This is a genomic window from Campylobacter sp. BCW_6468 (assembly GCF_001762865.1).
GTDB classification, from domain to species: Bacteria; Campylobacterota; Campylobacteria; order Campylobacterales; family Campylobacteraceae; genus Campylobacter_D; species Campylobacter_D jejuni.
Genome location: NZ_MJXQ01000019.1, coordinates 60,964 through 79,345, shown reverse-complemented (window position 1 = coordinate 79,345; position 18,382 = coordinate 60,964). Strand labels below are relative to the sequence as shown.

21 protein-coding genes and 1 pseudogene are annotated in these 18,382 nt (G+C 30.2%); 8 read left to right on the top strand and 14 right to left on the bottom strand.

The features are described 5' to 3' along the window. Positions 1-2: 2 nt before the first annotated feature. The 10 genes from AJ889_RS01455 to dnaG form a co-directional block, all read right to left on the bottom strand. The gene (locus tag AJ889_RS01455; RefSeq protein ID WP_032584509.1) at positions 3-725 is read right to left on the bottom strand and encodes an ABC transporter ATP-binding protein; all 723 of its coding nucleotides are present in this window, start codon (positions 723-725) and stop codon (positions 3-5) included. Beyond that, positions 726-1,835 carry an ABC transporter permease gene (locus AJ889_RS01450; protein ID WP_032584507.1) on the bottom strand — a complete coding sequence of 370 codons (1,110 nt, stop codon included), beginning with the start codon at positions 1,833-1,835 and terminating at the stop codon, positions 726-728. 1 nt (position 1,836) lies between these two features. After that, the gene (gene tkt / locus AJ889_RS01445; RefSeq protein WP_002858974.1) at positions 1,837-3,735 is read right to left on the bottom strand and encodes a transketolase; all 1,899 of its coding nucleotides are present in this window, start codon (positions 3,733-3,735) and stop codon (positions 1,837-1,839) included. A gap of 9 nt (positions 3,736-3,744) precedes the next feature. Beyond that, positions 3,745-4,590, bottom strand: a complete 846-nt coding sequence (locus tag AJ889_RS01440; RefSeq protein ID WP_002851379.1) for a polyprenyl synthetase family protein — start codon at positions 4,588-4,590, stop codon at positions 3,745-3,747. Continuing rightward, positions 4,587-5,681: a PDZ domain-containing protein gene (locus tag AJ889_RS01435; protein WP_002870243.1), complete on the bottom strand. Its 1,095-nt coding sequence runs from the start codon at positions 5,679-5,681 to the stop codon at positions 4,587-4,589. Before AJ889_RS01435 ends, AJ889_RS01440 begins: the two co-directional genes overlap by 4 nt. After that, on the bottom strand, positions 5,678-5,989 hold the full coding sequence (locus AJ889_RS01430; protein WP_002870244.1) for a YbaB/EbfC family nucleoid-associated protein: 312 nt from the start codon (positions 5,987-5,989) through the stop codon (positions 5,678-5,680). The genes AJ889_RS01435 and AJ889_RS01430 overlap by 4 nt, the downstream gene beginning before the upstream one ends. A 3-nt stretch (positions 5,990-5,992) precedes the next feature. Then, entirely contained in the window at positions 5,993-7,276 is a 1,284-nt protein-coding gene (locus tag AJ889_RS01425) for a UDP-N-acetylmuramoyl-L-alanyl-D-glutamate--2,6-diaminopimelate ligase (RefSeq protein ID WP_032584505.1), read from the bottom strand. Next, entirely contained in the window at positions 7,260-7,823 is a 564-nt protein-coding gene (locus AJ889_RS01420; RefSeq protein WP_002914268.1) for a hypothetical protein, read from the bottom strand. Before AJ889_RS01420 ends, AJ889_RS01425 begins: the two co-directional genes overlap by 17 nt. Beyond that, positions 7,810-8,082: a NifU family protein gene (locus tag AJ889_RS01415; RefSeq protein ID WP_002858971.1), complete on the bottom strand. Its 273-nt coding sequence runs from the start codon at positions 8,080-8,082 to the stop codon at positions 7,810-7,812. The genes AJ889_RS01420 and AJ889_RS01415 overlap by 14 nt, the downstream gene beginning before the upstream one ends. Positions 8,083-8,163: 81 nt before the next feature. Further along, positions 8,164-9,981 carry a DNA primase gene (dnaG, locus tag AJ889_RS01410; protein ID WP_002870199.1) on the bottom strand — a complete coding sequence of 606 codons (1,818 nt, stop codon included), beginning with the start codon at positions 9,979-9,981 and terminating at the stop codon, positions 8,164-8,166. A 69-nt stretch (positions 9,982-10,050) separates the two neighbouring features. Between dnaG and AJ889_RS01405 the strand changes: the two genes are divergently transcribed. The 4 genes from AJ889_RS01405 to aroC are packed head-to-tail and all read left to right on the top strand — an operon-like array spanning position 10,051 to position 13,213. Then, a complete protein-coding gene (locus AJ889_RS01405) occupies positions 10,051-11,037 on the top strand; it encodes a CDC27 family protein (RefSeq protein ID WP_002858970.1) in 987 nt (328 codons plus the stop codon). Next, complete coding sequence (gene rnhA / locus AJ889_RS01400; protein WP_002851277.1) at positions 11,024-11,464, top strand: ribonuclease HI; 441 nt, start codon at positions 11,024-11,026, stop codon at positions 11,462-11,464. Before AJ889_RS01405 ends, rnhA begins: the two co-directional genes overlap by 14 nt. Next, positions 11,451-12,125: a ribonuclease III gene (gene rnc, locus AJ889_RS01395; protein WP_002901704.1), complete on the top strand. Its 675-nt coding sequence runs from the start codon at positions 11,451-11,453 to the stop codon at positions 12,123-12,125. Before rnhA ends, rnc begins: the two co-directional genes overlap by 14 nt. Next, positions 12,125-13,213: a chorismate synthase gene (aroC, locus tag AJ889_RS01390; protein ID WP_002901702.1), complete on the top strand. Its 1,089-nt coding sequence runs from the start codon at positions 12,125-12,127 to the stop codon at positions 13,211-13,213. The genes rnc and aroC overlap by 1 nt, the downstream gene beginning before the upstream one ends. Before the next feature lie 85 nt (positions 13,214-13,298). On the opposite strand, the gene AJ889_RS01385 is transcribed toward aroC, so the two are convergent. Continuing rightward, a complete protein-coding gene (locus AJ889_RS01385; protein WP_002901700.1) occupies positions 13,299-14,282 on the bottom strand; it encodes an MnmA/TRMU family protein in 984 nt (327 codons plus the stop codon). Between the two features lie 94 nt (positions 14,283-14,376). Here AJ889_RS01385 and AJ889_RS01380 point away from each other — a divergent pair, with 94 nt between their 5' ends. Together AJ889_RS01380 and AJ889_RS01375 are read left to right on the top strand one after the other, a co-directional pair. Next, positions 14,377-14,538, top strand: a complete 162-nt coding sequence (locus tag AJ889_RS01380) for a hypothetical protein (RefSeq protein ID WP_002804949.1) — start codon at positions 14,377-14,379, stop codon at positions 14,536-14,538. Positions 14,539-14,541: 3 nt separating this feature from the next. After that, entirely contained in the window at positions 14,542-15,411 is an 870-nt protein-coding gene (locus tag AJ889_RS01375; protein ID WP_032584496.1) for a hypothetical protein, read from the top strand. A 12-nt stretch (positions 15,412-15,423) separates the two neighbouring features. Here AJ889_RS01375 and AJ889_RS01370 read toward each other — a convergent pair. The 3 genes and pseudogenes from AJ889_RS01370 to exbB all read right to left on the bottom strand — a co-directional run bounded on the left by AJ889_RS01370 (position 15,424) and on the right by exbB (position 16,777). Further along, positions 15,424-15,973 (bottom strand): annotated as a pseudogene (locus AJ889_RS01370) (TonB family protein). After that, positions 15,970-16,359, bottom strand: coding sequence for a TonB system transport protein ExbD (gene exbD / locus AJ889_RS01365; protein WP_002901693.1), 390 nt, complete (start codon positions 16,357-16,359; stop codon positions 15,970-15,972). Before exbD ends, AJ889_RS01370 begins: the two are co-directional and overlap by 4 nt. Next, positions 16,352-16,777: a TonB-system energizer ExbB gene (exbB, locus tag AJ889_RS01360; RefSeq protein WP_002901691.1), complete on the bottom strand. Its 426-nt coding sequence runs from the start codon at positions 16,775-16,777 to the stop codon at positions 16,352-16,354. Before exbB ends, exbD begins: the two co-directional genes overlap by 8 nt. A gap of 157 nt (positions 16,778-16,934) precedes the next feature. Here exbB and AJ889_RS01355 point away from each other — a divergent pair, with 157 nt between their 5' ends. After that, entirely contained in the window at positions 16,935-17,636 is a 702-nt protein-coding gene (locus AJ889_RS01355) for a DUF4261 domain-containing protein (protein ID WP_070293211.1), read from the top strand. A gap of 105 nt (positions 17,637-17,741) precedes the next feature. After that, positions 17,742-18,158 carry a PepSY-like domain-containing protein gene (locus AJ889_RS01350; RefSeq protein ID WP_002843383.1) on the top strand — a complete coding sequence of 139 codons (417 nt, stop codon included), beginning with the start codon at positions 17,742-17,744 and terminating at the stop codon, positions 18,156-18,158. Positions 18,159-18,382 lie beyond the last annotated feature (224 nt).

Sequence of the window (18,382 nt, the reverse complement as noted above, 5' to 3'; positions counted from 1 at the left end):
TTTTACTCCATAAATCTTTTAAAAAGTCGTTCATTTTGCAAGCGTAATTCTTCATAAGTGCCGCAAAATCCAACTTTTTTATTTTCTAAAATGATAAAGCGATCGAGTAAATTTTTCATACTTTCTTTATCATGTGTAACCAAAATGATATTTAGATCAAAACTTTTTTTTAACTCTAAAACCAAATCGTCAAATTCACGACTACTATGAGGGTCAAGTCCTGAAGTAGGTTCATCTAAAAAAAGCAATTTACTATCAAGTGCTAAAGCTCTAGCAATTGCCACTCTTTTTTGCATACCGCCACTAAGTTCGCTTGGAAATTGTTTTAAAACACTTTCGTTTAAGCCTACCATTTTTAGCTTCATTAAAACCAGTTCTTGTATGCTATTTTCATCTAAATGAGTGTATTCTTTTAAAGGAATGGCGATATTTTCATAAACATTAAAAAAGCTAAAAAGTGCAGCAAACTGAAAAACCACACCCCATTTTTTACGCAAAGCAAGTGCATCTTTTTCGTTGATATTTTTAAGTTTATAGCCTAAAATTTCATATTCTCCACCATCAAGATGTTCAAGCATAAGCATTTGTTTTAAAAGGACGGATTTTCCACTTCCACTACCTCCTAAAATACCAAAAATTTCGTTTTTTTTGATTTCAAAACTTACGCCATCATGGACAATTTTTTCTCCAAATTTTGTAATGATATTTTGCGCTTTAATAACCATTTAAATTCCTGCAGAAGTTAAAACAACAGAGAATAAAGCATCAAAAGCTATCACCCAAAAAATAGCATTTACAACGCTTTTTGTTGTATAAATTCCTATGCTTTGTGTAGTGTTTTTTACCTCAAAACCACGAAAACAAGCAATAAGTCCTATTAAAAATCCAAAAATAGGTGCTTTTGCAAGTCCTATAAAGATATGTTTTATATCTACAGCCTCTCTAAAACGTCTTAAAAATTCGGCAAAAGAAATATCAAGATTTAATTTTGCAACCATCATTCCACCTATAATACTGATCGCATCACTAATGGCAACGATTAAAGGCATAGCCACTATCAAAGCCATGACACGTGGAATAATAATAAATTCAAAAGAACGAAAACCCATAGTATTCATAGCTGCAATTTCATCAGTAATTTTCATCACTCCAATTTGTGCGGTATAAGAACTTGCACTTCTTCCTGCGATCACTATGGCAGCGATTAAAGGTGCAAGTTCTCTAGTGGCTGAAATTCCCATCAAATCCACTATGAAAATATTGGCTCCAAATTGTGCGAGTTGATAAGCAGCCTGATAGGCTAAAACCACTCCTACTAAAAGAGCAGTTAAAATAACTATAGGTAAGGCTTTAAAAGCAGAATTTTCTATATGATATAAAAAAGCAATAAAGCGAAAATTTTTAGGATTTTTAAGGCATAAAAAAAGACTTGTGAAAAAAGCTCCTGTGAAATTGATGAATTTTCTTAAAATTTTTAAAAGTTCTAAACTTAATTTTCCAAGATCGATAAAGTATTCACTGAAATTTTTATGTGATTTTTTTGTTTTGCTTAGTCTTTGGTAGTTTTTTTCACAAAGTTCAAAAAGGGTTTGAAAGTGTGAATTTAAGCCTTCTTTGGCGATTTTAATATTTTTATCTTTAAGATCATTTTCCAAAGCAAGGAAAAATCTCACTCCAGCGGTATCGATTGCTTTTAGATCTTTAAAATCAAAAATCACTTCCTTGCTTTGGATCAAAGCTAAAAAATCTTTTATTTTTAACTTATAAATGCTTGTTTTATCCCAAATTCCAAAGATAAAAAGAGTGTTATTTTGAAATTTGAAATTTGTATTCATTTTATTTGCTAAGGATAAAATTTACAAGCTTTGAAACGCTAAATCCAAAGTGTTCAAACACATCTTTGTCTTTGCCACTTTCTCCAAAACTTTCTATGCCATACACTTTATGGCAAAATTTATAAAGTTCATTAGAATGTGCTGCTTCAACACCTATAACTTCACCTTTTAACAATCTTTCTTGATAAGCTTTATCTTGTTTTTCAAAAAGTTCAAAACAAGGCATGGAAACAACATTACAAGCAAAACCTTGTTTTTCAAGTTCGTTTGCACTTTCTAAACAAAGCCAAACTTCACTTCCACTTGCTAAAAGTGTAAATTTAGCCTCTTTGCTTTCTTTGAGTAAATACGCTCCATTTTTTACATCTCCAAAAACAGGTTCATTTAGAGCTTTGAGTTTTTGGCGTGAAAGCAGAAAAGCACTCGGAATATCAGCATTTAGGGCTATTTGCCAAGCTTTGACATTTTCCACCCCATCAGCAGGTCTAAAGGTTAAAAAATTTGGCATAGCTCTAAAAGTGCTAAGTTGTTCTATAGGTTGGTGTGTTGGTCCATCTTCGCCCACGCCTATGCTATCGTGTGTGAAAATGAAAAAATGTTTGATTTTCATTAGAGCTGCTATTCTTGCGGCAGGTTTTAAGTACTCGCTAAAGATGAAAAAAGTTGCCGAAAATGGTAAGAAAATTCCATATCTTGCAAAAGCATTGTTAATCGCTGCCATAGCGTGTTCTCTGATACCAAAATGGATATTTTTACCTTCTACAAAGTCTCCCATACTGTGAAGTTCTGTTTTATTCGAAGGGCCTAAGTCTGCACTTCCACCTAAAAATCCTTCTAAATTTTTAGCTAAAACATTTAAAATTTCACCATTACTATCTCTTGTAGCAAGATCTTTTCCTTTAAAATCAGGATAAGCTATCTTGTTAAAATCAGGATTTAATAGCCTTTCTAAAAGTTCTTTTTTAGCACTTTTTTCAAGCTTATCTTTCCATTTTGCTTCTTCTAAATCCCCAAGTTCTACAGCACTTTCAAAGCGGATTTTGCTTGCTTGTGGGATATGAAAACTGATATTTGGATCAAAACCCGCTTGTTCTTTGGCTTTTTTAATCACTTCTTCACCCAAAGGTGCGCCATGACTTTTATGACTGCCTTCAAGCTCTCCTGCACCCTTTGCTATAGTTGTTTTTGCGATGATAAGACAAGGTTTTGTGGATTTTTTAGCTTGTTCTAAGGCTTTATTGATTTCTTCATAATCGTGTCCATTTATACTTAAAACTTCAAATCCTTGTGCTTCAAAACGCATTTTTACATTTTCGTTAAAGGCTAAACCTACATCGCCTTCTATGGAGATATTGTTGCTATCATAAATAAGTATGAAGTTATCAAGTTTGTGAAGTCCTGCTAAAGAACAAGCTTCATAAGAAATGCCTTCTTGTAAATCCCCATCTCCGCAAAGACAATAAATTTTATGATCGATTAAATCACTGCCTAGCAAATTTTGTGCTTTTTTTGCTGCCATAGCAAAGCCTACAGCATTGGCAACGCCTTGTCCTAAAGGGCCTGTAGCGATTTCTACTCCAAGAGTTGAAATTTCAGGGTGTCCAGGGGTTTTAGAATGAAGTTGGCGGAAATTTTTAAGATCTTCTAAGCTTAAGTCATAGCCGCTTAAATGTAAAAAACTATAAAGCAAAGCACTTGCATGTCCGCCTGAAAATACAAGTCTATCGCGGTTTAGCCAAGTGGGATTTTTAGGATTGTGTTTTAAATGATAACTTAAAACACTTAAAATATCTGCTAAACCCAAAGGTGCACCTGGGTGTCCTGAGTTTGCTTTTTGCACCATATCAGCACTTAAAAATCTTAGAGTATTTGCCTGTTCTTGTAAAATTTGAATGTCCATTTTTTGCCTTTATAAGTATTGAATTATTAAATTTTGTATCATTTGTGCGAGTTTTTCATTAAGTTTTTCTAAGTCTTGTTCGCATTCACTAAGAAGATTTTCTTTTGTTTTTATGGCTTGTTCAAGTCCAAGTAAATTGACAAAAGAATTTTTATGAATATCGTTGTTAGTAGGCTTTCCGCTTTGTTCTTGACTTGTGGTTACATCGATAATATCATCATTGATTTGAAAAATCAGTCCTAGTTTTAAACCAAGTTTGTAAATTTGATTGCTTTCTTCGTTGTTAAGTTCGCAAATTTCACAACCCATTTTTAAAGCTGCAGCGATTAATCTTGCGGTTTTATGTGTGTGTAAAAACTCAAGTTCATTTAAACTCAGTCTTTTGTCTTCAAAAAAACAATCAATAGCTTGTCCTATGACCATTCCATTAAGTCCTGCATTAAAGGCAAGGGTTTTGATGAGTTTGATTTTGATTTCATCTTTTAAATGAGCATGACTTAGAACTAAAAAAGCTTCAGTATTTAAAGCATCACCCACTAAGATGGCTGTAGTTTCATCGTAGCTTTTGTGTAAGGTTGGAATTCCTCGTCTAAAGTCTGCATTATCCATAGCGGGTAAATCATCGTGTATGAGTGAATAAGTATGGATAAACTCTAAAGCTAAAGCCACATCTAAAGCTTGATTTAAAAGTTCAGGTTTATTGCTTTGTACTACGCTTAAAAGCAATTGTGCGCGAAAATGCTTTCCCCCCGCTTTTAACATAAGTGCTAAAGCTTCATTAAAAAAAGGATGAAAGCTTTCAACTTTAGGTAGATTTTTTTCTAAGTGATGGATAAAAAGTTCTTTTAAATTCACTTAGTAAGCCTTATGAAAAATTGAAATTTACCATCGCCACCTGAGTTGGCATTTCCGCCTAGTTCATTGTTGAAATTTGATAAAGGTAATTTAGTACTTTTGCGTTCAATTAAGATGCTAAAGTCATTACCAGCACTTAAAATATTTTGTAATTCTTTAAAATTATTTAAAATAATATTATTAACGCGTAAAATTTTATCTCCTACCATAAATCCTGCATTTGATGCTTTTGATTTTGGATCTATTTTGGTTACAACAAGACTAGTATTAACCGTTAAACCAAGATTGCTTGTGAAATTTGTAATTTTTGGTTTTGGTTTAGAATCAGGAAGGTTAAATTTGCTCAAATCTTTTGCAAAAACTTCAGTAGAAATATTTAAATCCATATTATCACGCAACACTTGAAAATAAAGAGTGCTTCCGCGATCTGCAAAAAGAATTTTTTCATTGAGTTTTCTTAAATCATTGGCGGGCAAGCCATCAACACTTATAACTTGATCGTTGATTAAAAATTGTGGATTTTTTCTTACATTGTTAACATAAATTTTATTTTCTCGAACAACAAAATCAACGCCAATATCCCCCCAATAAACATCGTTATATTTCATAAAATGTTTTAAATAGCGATTGCCTATAAAAGAGCTATTATTTAAAGCAATCCCCATCATTTCACAGCATGGAGTCCCTAAAAGTCCTATTTTAGAATTAAAATCAAGTTGATCTTTTTCATCAATATTTTGAGCTAAATACTTAATATGCCCTATATAAGGTTTATTAGGATCCCAAATTCCAACCCAATCATTACGAGTAAGTTTTTCTTCATCACCCATAGGAGTAGGGATTAGGCTAAAGTCAGTTCTTACAAGATATAAATTTAAAAATGGATCGTATTTTACATATTTGTTAAGCTTAGCATTAGGCTGTTTTAACACAGCAAGTAAATTTTCACTGAGTGCAAAAGCTGGCATTCCTTCATAGTTGAGCATGCTTGCCTTATTTCTTTCATAACCTGCTAAAAAATCTTCAAATTTAGGTCTTTCTATACCAAAAGACAAAGTAAAAAGCATGCAAATAATTAAAATTTTTTTCATAATTTCATACCTCCAAAACCGCCTAAAACATCATTCGCCATACTTGAACGATTTTGTGCAACCATAGCCAAAACATCATTAATTGCAGAAATAAGTAAAATTTGCAAGGATTCTTTATCTTCAAGTAAAGAATCATCAATGCTAACATCGATAATTTCACCCTTTCCATTGGCACTTATTTTAACAAGTCCTGCTCCACTTTTGGCACTAAATTCACGATTTGCAAGTTCTAGTTCTATATTTTTTGCTTTTTCTTGAACTTGATTTAAAAGTTCTCCCATTTTAGAAAAATCCATATTTTCAAACATTGATTATCCTTGATTTTTTAAAATTTCATTAACAACTACTTTATCACTAAAAGGATATTTTATCCCTTTAATTTCTTGAGTAGTTTCATCACCTTTGCCTAAAATAACGACTAAATCGTCATTTTCTTTTAGTTCTAAAGCTCTTTTTATAGCTTCTTTTCTATCTTCTATCATTAAAACTTTTTCTTTTTTAGTAAAGCCTGATAAAATTTCTTCCATGATGGTTTTTGGTTCTTCGCTGCGTGGATTGTCACTTGTAATGATAGCAATTTTTGCAAAATGTTCGACGATTTTTCCCATTAAAGGGCGTTTGGTTTTATCTCTATCTCCACCTGCTCCAAAAACAACGATGAGTTTTTTATTTTTAAGAGTGTCAAGCACTTTTTCAATGCCATCGGGCGTATGAGCAAAATCTACAATCACACCTTTTGCTACTTGTTCTACCCTGCCACAAACCCCGCCAAATCCACTGATAGCTTTTTCCAAGTCTTTTAAATCAGGCTTTACGAGTTCATTCACACAAGCACTAGCAACTAGAAGATTGTAAAGATTAAAAAGTCCTAGCAAGGGCGAGTCTATGTGAAAAGTTTGATTTTTATTTGTTACAATAGCACTAATGCCTTCTTCTAAAGAATAAGCTTTGATTTGATATAAAGCAGGATTTTCTATGCCATAAGTAAAAGCATTACGCACATTAAATTTAATAGCCAAAGCATCTTTGTTGATAAATTTTAAACTCTCATCGGTAAAAAAAAGTTCTTTTGCTTCTTTATAATTTTCAAAAGTACCGTGAAAATCTAAATGATCTTGAGTGATATTGGTAAAAATTTTAGCAGCAAAATTTAAGCCTTCGATGCGGTTTTGAACGAGCGCGTGTGAGCTTACTTCCATGATGAAAAAATCACATTTTTTTTGAGTGGCTATTTGTAGGTATTCTAAGGTTTTAAGAATAAGGGAGGTGGTTAAGGATTTTTCATCGATTTGTTCATCGTTGATAAAAGCTCCTCTTGTCCCACAAAGCCCACACTTATAACCTAAATCCAATAAGATAGAATAAATCGCTGCTGCGGTTGTGGTTTTGCCATTGGTTCCTGTGATTCCTATGATTTGAATCTTTTCATCGATTTTTAAAAGTTTTTTACACTCATTTACATCAATGATTTTTGCACCTTTTTCTAAGGCTTGAGCGTGAAATTTAGCATTTTGTGTGGTTTGCAAAAAAAAGCATTCTTTTTCACACTCTAAGGTGTTATCTGTAATGAATGAATTTTCAAGTTTTAATTTCACTTTTAAATCCCATGAGTTTTTCTTGGAGTTTGATAAATCTATTATTTGCCCAAAAATGAGGCATAACATTTTCTATGTAATTTAAAGTCATATCTTTATAGCCATTATCAAGTAATTTTTCCAAAAAATCTAAAAAATCATCACGATTATCAATAACTAATTTAGTGCTGTTAATGATATTTTCAAAACTTTTTTGAAAGCCAAGTTCTTCTTCGCTTTTTAAAAAATCTTGATAATTTAACGCATGCCCATCTTCAAATTCGTTTTCCTGTTTGTTTTCCTGTTTGTTTTCTTGTTTTTTAAATTCAATTGTACTTAAAATTTCTTCTAAGTCTTTATCAATGCTAGAGATTTTGTAATGTTCTATATAAAAATCAAAAAGTAAAGAAGCTTCTTTAGGAGATTTTAAAGCAAGATCACAAAGGCAGATAAAATTTAGCAAGCGTTTATTTTTGCGTTTTTCATAAGCCATAGAAAAATACATTTTTGCAGTTTTAAAATCTTTCTTGTAAAAATGTTCAATTCCAAGTTTTTTATAATTTTGCAAATTCGTCTGCTCCGCCGTTTAAATTGATTATAGTGATTTCCGGATGAATATCAATCTTAAGTTGCCTTTCAAGACCGTATTTTAGCGTTGTTCCACTCGATGCACAGCCTTTACAAGCTCCTATTAAATGGACATAAACGATCCCATTTTTAATTCCTAAAAATTCAAGCCCTCCGCCATCACGTTCAAGCATAGGCAAGCTCTTTTCTAAACTTGCTTTAACAGGATTTATAAGCTCTTCATCACTAAAAGGCATCATAATTTATCCTTAAAAATTTTTATATACTTTAGCGTGATTGTGTTTAAAAAAAGGTAAATTAAGGCTTGAAATTTAAATAAATTAAAAAGGTTCGTCATTATTTTGTATGCTAAATCCTAAATCATAAGCTGTAAAGTTTTTGTTACCAAAAATTCCATTTAAGTTTCTAAATGATTGTTGCAGAATTTCTTCGTTTTTTTCATATTTTAAGAAGCTTAAATATTCTTTTAAAAAATTATTTAATTCTTCGGTATTTAAATTTTTAATTAAAAGATTTAAATTTTTATCAATAAGCGTAAAAAGTTGTTTTTTTAATGCGAGTGTAGAATTTTTAATTTTTACATTGTTTAAAAAAGCTAAATTAACCTTGCAAATACCTAACAAGAATTCGCTATAGTTTAAATTTTTTCGAATATTTTTACTTTCAAATTCTCTAATATCACTATCTTCATAACCTTTTTTTTCTAAAATTTTATCCAATAAAATCTTATGTTTAAAACAAACACTATCACTAATTTGCTTAAAATCGTTACATATATCTGGATGCTGTTTTAAAAAGGCTATAAGTTCTAATTCTGCAATGTGAATTTTTTCTTTAGGAAAATTGTATTTATTTTGAGAAATTAAAGGGGTTTGTATGGTTTTTTTTGAATTTTGTGATAAGACAATAAATTTTTCATCCACTTTTAATAAATTTGAAACTAGACTAGTGTAAGAATTTGCCACTAAAGGTTCAAGATTAAAGGTGAATTTTTGTATAGTTTCTAAAGCTTTTTGTTTATCAAGAGCAGAAATTATGGAATGAGTGGATATTAAGCGTCTGATATAAAATTCACCAAGCTCTATTCCTTCATCGAGTATATTATGGAGTTTTGTGCTTTCATTTTTTGCTACGAGCTCAGCAGGATCTTTTCCGCCTTGCAAAATTGCCACTTTACCGTCTATTTTGTTTGTGCTTAATAAAAATGCAGATCGTGTCGCAGCTTTTAATCCTGCTTCATCATTGTCAAAACATAAAATCACTTTTGCATCATAACGGCGGATTAAGGGTAGATGATGTTCGGTTAATGCTGTTCCAAGAACTGCTACAGCATTGTTAAACCCTGCTTTGTGAAAAGCTATTGCATCCATGTAGCCTTCACATACTATTATTTCTTTTTTTTTGGCTATATTTTCTTTAGCGATGTTAAAAGCATAAAAAATTCTACTTTTATCAAAAAGTATATTTTGGGGTGAATTTACATACTTTGCCGGTACATTGGGATTTAAAGTGCGCCCTCCAAACCCTACCAATAAGTCTTTATGATCGTAGATTGGAAAGGTGATACGCCATATAAAACTTGCGTAAAATTCATTATTTTCATCTTTTTTTAAAGCTCCAACACTCATAGCATCTTCTAAAGGAATTTTTTGATTTTGCAATAATCTTATACTATCTTCACTTGCTCCTGCAAAACCTAATTCGAATTTGGCTATATCTTTGTCATTTAAAGCTCTCTGGTAAAGATAGGTTAAAACTTCTTTGTGGTGTTTGAGATTATCTTTAAAATACGCATTTAAGCTTGGTAGTATAGACTTTAGCTCTTTTTTATTTTCTTGTTTTTCTTTTGTATAACTCAAAGTAAAATTACTAAGGCTTGCAACTTTTTCAACTGCATCAGCAAAACTTAATTTTTCATAATCCATTACAAATTTAAAAGCATCTCCACCAGCCTTGCAGGCAAAACAATGATAAAAACCTTTGATAGGATTGATATGCATAGACGGGTTTTTATCTGCATGAAAAGGACAGATACATACAAAACTAGAGCCTTGTTTTTTTACTTCAATATAATTTTCTATAATATCAACAATATTAAGTCTTTGGGATAAATTTTCTATACTTTCTTTAGTTATCATTTTACAAACCTTGTTAAAATTATACAAAGATTTGGCTATAATTTGGCATAAAATTTTTAGAGCGAGACTATGGATTTTTTCTTTGTAGAATACAGAGACCCTTTAGTAGGGCTTATAATTTTAACCATTTTAGTATTTGTTGTAGCTGTTGCAAATTATATTTGGAAAATATTTGCTAGTAAAGATGAAGAACAAAAGCTTGAAAAATTTATAAAAAAATTTGAAATGGATAACGCTCATAAAGAGTTATTAAGAAATAGTAGCTTGAGTTTTGGAAATTTAAGTTTTTTGGCTGAAATTTTTACTAAAAGCGGGGAATTTGAAAAAGCAACTCAAATTTATTTGATTGCTCTTGAAAAATGTAAAGATAAACAAGAAAGAGAATTTATTTTCCTTTCTTTAGCAAAAGTTTATTTTAAAGCAGGATTTTTAGAGCGTGCAAAAGAAGTTTTATTACAAGCTTTAAAACTGCGTCCAAGAAATATACAAGCCTTAAAACTTTTAAAAATTGTTTATTTAAAACTTCGTTCTTATAAAGAAAATTTAGAACTTTTAGAATGTCTTTTTGAGCTTAATGAAGATGTACAAAAAGAGAGTGATTTTATCAAAGCTTTAGAACTTTGTACTTTTAATATTACTGATGAAGAAAAAAAGAAAAAACTTTTAGAATTTAAAATAGAAGATAATCCTATGTTGGGGCGTTTAGTTTTTGAAAAATATCATATGTTTTTAGGGCAAAATTTTTTTGATATTTGTGATTTGCTTTATAGAGAAAATGAAGCGTTTAATTTAGAAAATCAAGATTTTTTAGAATTCTTTTATGCTTTGGGTAAAATTTCAAAGCATGATGATACGCACCAGTTTGTTTTTAAAAATTCTAACTTTAAAATGTTAAAAATTTTAAAAGATAATTCTTTTAATGCGGGGTTAGAATTTTCATATCGTTGTTCTGAGTGTAAAAATGTAATGCCTTTGTTTTTTTATCACTGTCCTGTTTGTTATGAGTTTAATACTTGTAAAATTATTTATGAAGTGAAAAACAATGAAACACATTGAAATTTATACAGATGGCTCATGTCTTAATAATCCAGGTTTTGGCGGATGGGCTTATATTTTGCGTTATAAGGAGTATCAAAAGGAAGGTTTTGGAGCTGAGGCTAATACCACTAACAATAGAATGGAGCTAATGGCAATTATTGAATCTTTGAAGGCTTTAAAAGAGCCTTGTGAAATTTCGCTTTTTACAGATTCTAACCTAATGGTTCAAAGTATTAATGAATGGCTAGAAGGATGGATAAAAAAGGATTTTAAAGGTAAAAAAAATATAGATTTATGGAAGGAATATATTAAAGTGGCAAAATCTCATAAGATTAAGGCTTTTTGGGTAAAAGCACATAATGGACATTTGGAAAATGAAAGGTGTGATACATTGGCGCGTGAAGCTGCTTTGAAAATTGCAAGGGAAAATGATGAAAAACATTGAAAAGCTAGAGCAGAGTTTAACTTATGAATTTAAAGATAAAAATCTTCTTATACATGCTTTAACCCATAAAAGTTTTAAAAAATCTTACAACAACGAACGCTTGGAATTTTTAGGTGATGCCGTGCTTGATTTAGTTGTAGGTGAATACCTTTTTCATAAATTCGCCAAAGATGCCGAAGGAGATTTATCTAAGCTTAGAGCAGCTTTAGTGAATGAAAAGTCTTTTGCAAAAATTGCAAATAGTTTAAATTTGGGCGATTTTATTCTTATGAGTGTTGCTGAGGAAAACAATGGAGGAAAAGAAAAGCCTTCTATACTTTCAGATACGTTAGAAGCCATTATAGGTGCTATACATTTAGAAGCTGGGTTCGAGTTTGCAAAAACTATTGCTTTAAGGCTTATAGAAAAAAATTTCCCTCAAATTGATGCAAAAATTCTTATAAAAGATTATAAAACAAAATTACAAGAGATTACACAGGGAAAAATCGGACAAACTCCGCAGTATGAAACAGTGCGTGCTTTTGGTCCTGATCATTTAAAGCAATTTGAAATCGCTTTAATGCTTGATGGTAAAGAACTTGCAAGAGCTATTGCGGGAAGCAAAAAAGAAGCACAGCAAATGGCAGCAAAAATTGCACTTGAGAAATTAGGAGCTTTATAGTGAATACCTTTGGTACGAGATTGAAATTTACAAGTTTTGGTGAGTCTCATGGTGTGGCTGTTGGATGTATTATTGATGGAATGCCTGCTGGGGTTAAATTTGATGAAGAATTTTTGCAAAATGAGCTTGATAAACGCAAAGGCGGAAGTAAATTTGCAACACCAAGAAAAGAAAGCGATAAAGCTCAGGTTTTAAGCGGGGTTTTTGAAGGATATACAACGGGTCATCCCATAGCTATAGTAGTTTTTAATGAAAATGCTCATTCTAAGGATTATGATAATTTAAAAGATCTATTTCGTCCTGCTCATGCGGATTTTACTTATTTTTATAAATATGGCATAAGAGATCATAGGGGTGGGGGTAGATCAAGCGCTAGGGAAAGTGTTGCTAGAGTGGCTGGTGGTGCAGTTGCAGCGATGCTTTTGTGTGAATTTGGCATTTGTGTTCAAAGTGGTGTTTTTGGAATAGGAACTTTTGTATCAAATTTGAAAGAAGAAGAATTTGATTTTGAATTTGCTAAGAAAAGTGAAATTTTTTGCCTTGATCCAAAACTAGAAAGTGACTTTAAAAATGAAATTTTAAATGCTAGAAATTCAAAAGATAGTGTAGGCGCTGCTGTTTTTACAAAAGTTAGTGGTATGCTTGTGGGACTTGGAGAAGTTCTTTATGATAAGTTAGACTCTAAATTAGCTCATGCTTTAATGGGAATTAATGCTGTTAAAGCAGTTGAAATAGGCGAAGGTATTAATGCAAGCAAAATGCGCGGATCGTATAATAATGATGCTTTAAAAGATGGCAAGTTTTTAAGCAATCATAGTGGAGGAATTTTAGGAGGAATTTCAAATGGAGAAAATCTTATTTTAAAAACTTATTTTAAACCTACTCCTTCTATTTTTGCCAAGCAAGAAAGTATAGATAAATTTGGCAATAATTTGGAATTTGAACTCAAAGGTAGGCATGATCCTTGTGTAGGTGTTAGAGGAAGTGTTGTAGCTAGTGCTATGGTGCGTTTAGTTTTGGCTGATTGTTTGCTTTTGAATGCGAGTGCGAATTTAAACAATTTAAAAAATGCTTATGGATTAAAATAAAAAAAGCCCATTTTCATGGGCTTGATTGCAATATTTTGAAAAGATTCAAATACTATATCGCTTGTTTTGCTAAATACTTTATACTTTAACTAATAAAAAATTGATTAATATCAGCCTTATTTTCAAAAGCTATACTTGTATAAGCTTGATTTTTAAATTTAAGTTCATAGCTTTTTCCTACTTCGTGTTTAGTATAGGTAAGGGCTATTTTTAAGGCAAGTTCTAAGTCTTTTTCTGAAATTTTTTCATCTACCAAAGAGTAAGCTCCGATTAAATCTCCAAGTTCTATTACTTCATATTTAGGAGTTTTTAAACCTTTTAAAAGAGTATTTTCAAGTTCATTTCTACCTATGATCATTTTAGCTCCATTGGGTAATCTTAAATGACGACCATATTTTAAAAGTTGTGCGTCATTAACCTGCATATCTTTGTCAAATTCTATGAAATCTCGAATTTTTTTAGCAAAACTATCAAGAGTTAGCAAACAACCTCCACCTGGGCTTTCAAAGTCTTCTAATCCAAATTTAGCTGCAAGTTCAAGTTGTCTTTTACGACTTCTTCCGCTAATACCTTCGAGTTTTTCTCTATCTACCCAACCTTCTCTTTCAGGTTTGGTTAGAGGTAGGTTTTTTGCACACATAGGACGCAAGATTAAATCTTCTTCATCAAGAGCAAGTTTTTTAACCTTTGCCATCGCATCACTTCTTTGACTCATAGGGCGTTGTCCTAAAACTTCTCCTGTGATGATAAAACTTGCATTTTCTTCTTTTAACATAGCAAGAGCAGTTTTAAACATAAAAGCATGACAATCTATACAAGGATTAAAATGTTTGCCATAGCCATATTGTGGATTAAAAAGCACTTCTTGAAGATAGGAATTTCTTACATCTATCATTTCAAAATCTGCACCTACCATCGCTGCACGCTTTTTCATGATTTTACTTTTATCGCTTGTGCTTCCAAAACCTATGTTGATATTCAGAGCTTTAACTTCTATGCCTTGTGCAGTGATGAGTTTCATTGCAAGCATACTATCAAGCCCACCGCTAAAAAGAGCTAATGCTTTCATTGATTCCTTTCTGAGATTATAAAATTTTTTAAGATTTTGTCGATTATAAAAGATATAATTTTAACTAAAAAATCTTTAAAATAAGGATTGGAAAGTGTTAAAAATAATTTTGGTTTTAAGCATTTTGAGTTCTTTTGCTTTTGCAAATTCTTGTGCTAACTACGAGCAGGAACTTAAAAAGTGTAATTCTTTAAAAAATTCACATGAGAGAAAAATATGTCGTTTAGGTTTATTTGCAAAATGTAAAAAAGGATAAATAATGAAAATCGATACTTCTACTAGTTTAACCCATTTTTTAACTAATAATGTTGATAAAAAAGAGCTTAGCGTATTAAAAAAAGAAGATCAAGATAAAATTCCCGTGCAAGATCTTTCGAGTTTAAATAGCGATGGTGTTAAGGTTGTTTTTGAAAATAAGCAAGGTGAACTTATAGCTTTAAATTTAAGCGATGAAAATTATAGTAGTTTACAAAAAAATTTCGGTTCTTATACGAATTATGTTGCTAGAAATGATGGTAGTATAAGGCTTAATGGCAAAGCAAATCAATTTGTTTCAAATTGGTTTGAAAGTGTAAAAGATAATTTTGGTTCTTTAAATTCAAATTTAAATAATAAACAACAAAGTGTAAAATTAAATTTTAATACAAGTACCCTTCAACAAAGTATGCAAAATTTAGGCTTTAAAACAAGCGATGAAAAAATATCTGATGATGCAAATATAGAAGAAAAATTAAATTTTTTTATTGATAAAGATGTAAATAAAGATGGTAAAGTTGATGATAGTGATGTTAAAGAACCTAGCATGAGAGAAATTTTAAGCGACATTAAAGAAGCATCAGGTGGTGGAGCTAATGCTATGAAAACCATAGATCCGCAAAAAATCAATAAAAAAGATGATAAGGAAAATAATATCAAAGAAAAAGAAGACGAAGATTTGCTTCAAAAAGCTCAAGAAAAAGGTTTAAGTGCTTTAAGTGCTGATGAGCAGGCAAAGCTTGAGGCTAGCAATCCTGAAGAATTTGAAAAACTGAAGCAAAAATCTTTGCAAGAATTAAGTCAGAATTTAAGTAAAGATTTTCAAAATAAAATTGAAAATCAAGAAGCACAAATTGTAGATAAGAGAGTGTAGCAAATTATAATTTTATCCTCTTAGGGTTTTAAAATCATATATAATAGGTAGTGTAATTCTTAAATCTCCATTATAGTGTGGAAAATTTAAAGAAGCTTTTCTTATGCTTTCTAAAGCACTTTTATCTAATAAATCATATCCTGAGCTTTCGATGATTTTTAAATCTGCTAAAGTTGTGTTAATTGAGTGATCTTAGGTTTGACATTTGTATCAGTTGTTTTTGCAAAAGTTTTAACTTCTTGAGTTGGTGCTATTGGGGTTTTATTTGGTATTGGGTGTGGAGGTGTTTTTTTTATCTTTTTTTGCATTTTTTCAGGAGTTTTTTAATAACTTTTGGCTGAGGTTTTGGTTTGATAGGTTCTATAATGGATTCTGTTGGTTTAGTCTCATTTGTTGGATTAGTTTGGGTAAATTGTTTTATTGCTAAAGAAAAAGAATCTTCATTTTTAATTTCCATTTTAAAAAAGTCATTCGAGTGAAAAATGACAAAAAGTAAAGGTATAAAGACTATAAAAGTTATATAAGAAGCTTGGTATTTATGATTTAAAAATAAAGTTTTCATTTGTTTTTCTCAGTAAGAATCTGAAAATTTTCATGTTCTTTGGCTTTTAAAAAATCTATAATTTTTACAAAGCTTTCAAATTTAGCATTTTTATCGCTTTTTAGTTCTACTATGGTTTTTTTATCAAGTGAAAAAATAGCATTTTGAACTTCATTTAAATCAGCTAATTTATCATTTAAATAAAAAGTATTTTTTTCGTCTATGATTATAAGAAGTTTTTTTTCATTATTGCTTATATTGGTAGCATTTTCACTTGAAGGAAGTGAGATTTGAATTTTTCCATGTGCAATAAAGGTTGAAATACTAAGCACTATAGCAAGCAAAACAAGCATAATGTCTATAAATGGGACTATATTTAAACCTTCATTTTTTGGTAGTTTAAGCATTTTTATTTGCCTTATAAGCATTGCTTAAGAGAGAAACTCTTCTAAGTAAGGCATTATAAGCCATTAAAGCAGGAATAGCAACCAAAAGTCCTAAGGCTGTAGCTTTAAGAGCTAAAGAAAGTCCCACGATTATAGATTTGACATCTATATTGCCCGCCAAGCCCATTTCGTAAAATGTAACCATGATGCCTATTACAGTGCCTAAAAGTCCTATATAAGGGGCATTGGAATAGATGATATATATAGTGGTTAAATTTTCACTAATCGCATCATCAAATTGCTCTTGATTCTCATAATTTTTAAAGTTAATTTTTCTAAAAAATAGCATTCTTTCTACAACACACCAAAAAGCTATAAATGCCATAATTCCTAGAATTAAAAAGATAATTAAATCGATGTAATCTTTTAAAAATTCCATATTTTTCTCCAAAAATATACTTATAAATTTTAAAAGATTATACTGTATAAAAAATAAATTTATAATTAATATCAATTATCATAATTTTTAAGAAATTCTTGTTTATAGTATTTATTTTTATTAGGTTATAATTTATAAAAATTTAATAGGGTTTAACATGACTATAGATTTAAATCACAATTTTACCTCTTTTGTTCTTCTTGATGAAGTTGATTTTAATTTTTCGGAGTTAAAAAGCATTTTAGAAGATAAATTTAATATAAAAATAGCTGATGAAAATTTTACCAAAGAGGGTGTGATTTTTTCATATGAAAATATGTTGGTTACTCTAAATTTGATTAAAAATCCTATACCTAATCACGAAGCAGAATACTATGCAAATTTTAATTTTATGTGGAAAGATGCCTTAGAGCAAACTAAAAAACATAAAGCTCATCTTCTTATAGCGGTGCTAAGTCAAGATCAAAGCAAATTAGAACAAGCTAAAATGTTTACAAAAATTGCAGCTTTATGTTTGGATAATAAACATGCTTTAGGTTTTTATACAGGTGCAGTTGTTTTAGAGCCCAGTTTTTATATAGAAAATGCAAAAATGTTAGATGATAATCGCTTGCCGGTATATAATTGGATATATGTTAGTGTTTATCCTAGTGAAAATGGAGTTAATGCTTATACTTATGGGCTTAGAAATTTTGATAAATTAGAACTTGAAGTTTGTGATTTAAACATAGAAGAAAAAGAACTTTTCTTTTGTATTTATGATATTGTTTTGCATATTTTAACTTATGATATTAATCTAAAAGATAAAGATATTTTAAAATTTGAAGATGGAAAAGAAATAAAATTTATAAAAAGTTAAGGTATAAGTGTTGAGAATGAAAGCTTGAAAATTATTTTTTAAGTTTCACATTCACTTCACAGTTTTGAGTTAAACTTTCGCCAACCAAGAAAAAAAGGAGAAATTATGAAAGCAAAACTAACTTTACTTGCTTTGTTGGGTACTACGGTGCTTTTAGCTAAAGATATGGTTGTTCCTGCTAGCGAACTTCCAAATAATGCCAAAGAATTTATTTCTAAAAATTTTAAAACCGCTCAAATTGGTTTAGTGAAAAAAGATATAGATTCTTATGATGTGATTTTAAATGATGGAACTGAAATTGATTTTATGATCAATGGAGAGTGGAAAGAAGTTGATGGAAAATATAAGGCTTTGCCACATACTATCTTACCTAATGTTATGAAAAAAGTGAGTGCAACTCAACCAAATGCTCAAATTCTTGAAGTAGACAAAGAAATTAATGGTTATAAATTTAAGTTTAATAACAATATGGAAGTTTATACAGATATGCAAGGAAATATCCTAGGTCAAAAATTAGATTAATTTTTGAAAATTTAACTCCCTTAGAAAATTTGATGCAAAAATTTGGAAGCATAGTCTTCCAAATTTTTATTTTTTGATTGCAAAACTCAAAATATATTTAGTTTTAAAATAATACTGTATTGATACAAGTGATTGTTTTTTTATAAAATTAAATTTACAAAATGTTACATAAGATTTAAAATATTTTTTTAAAAAATAATTATTTATAAATATTTTGCTAAAAT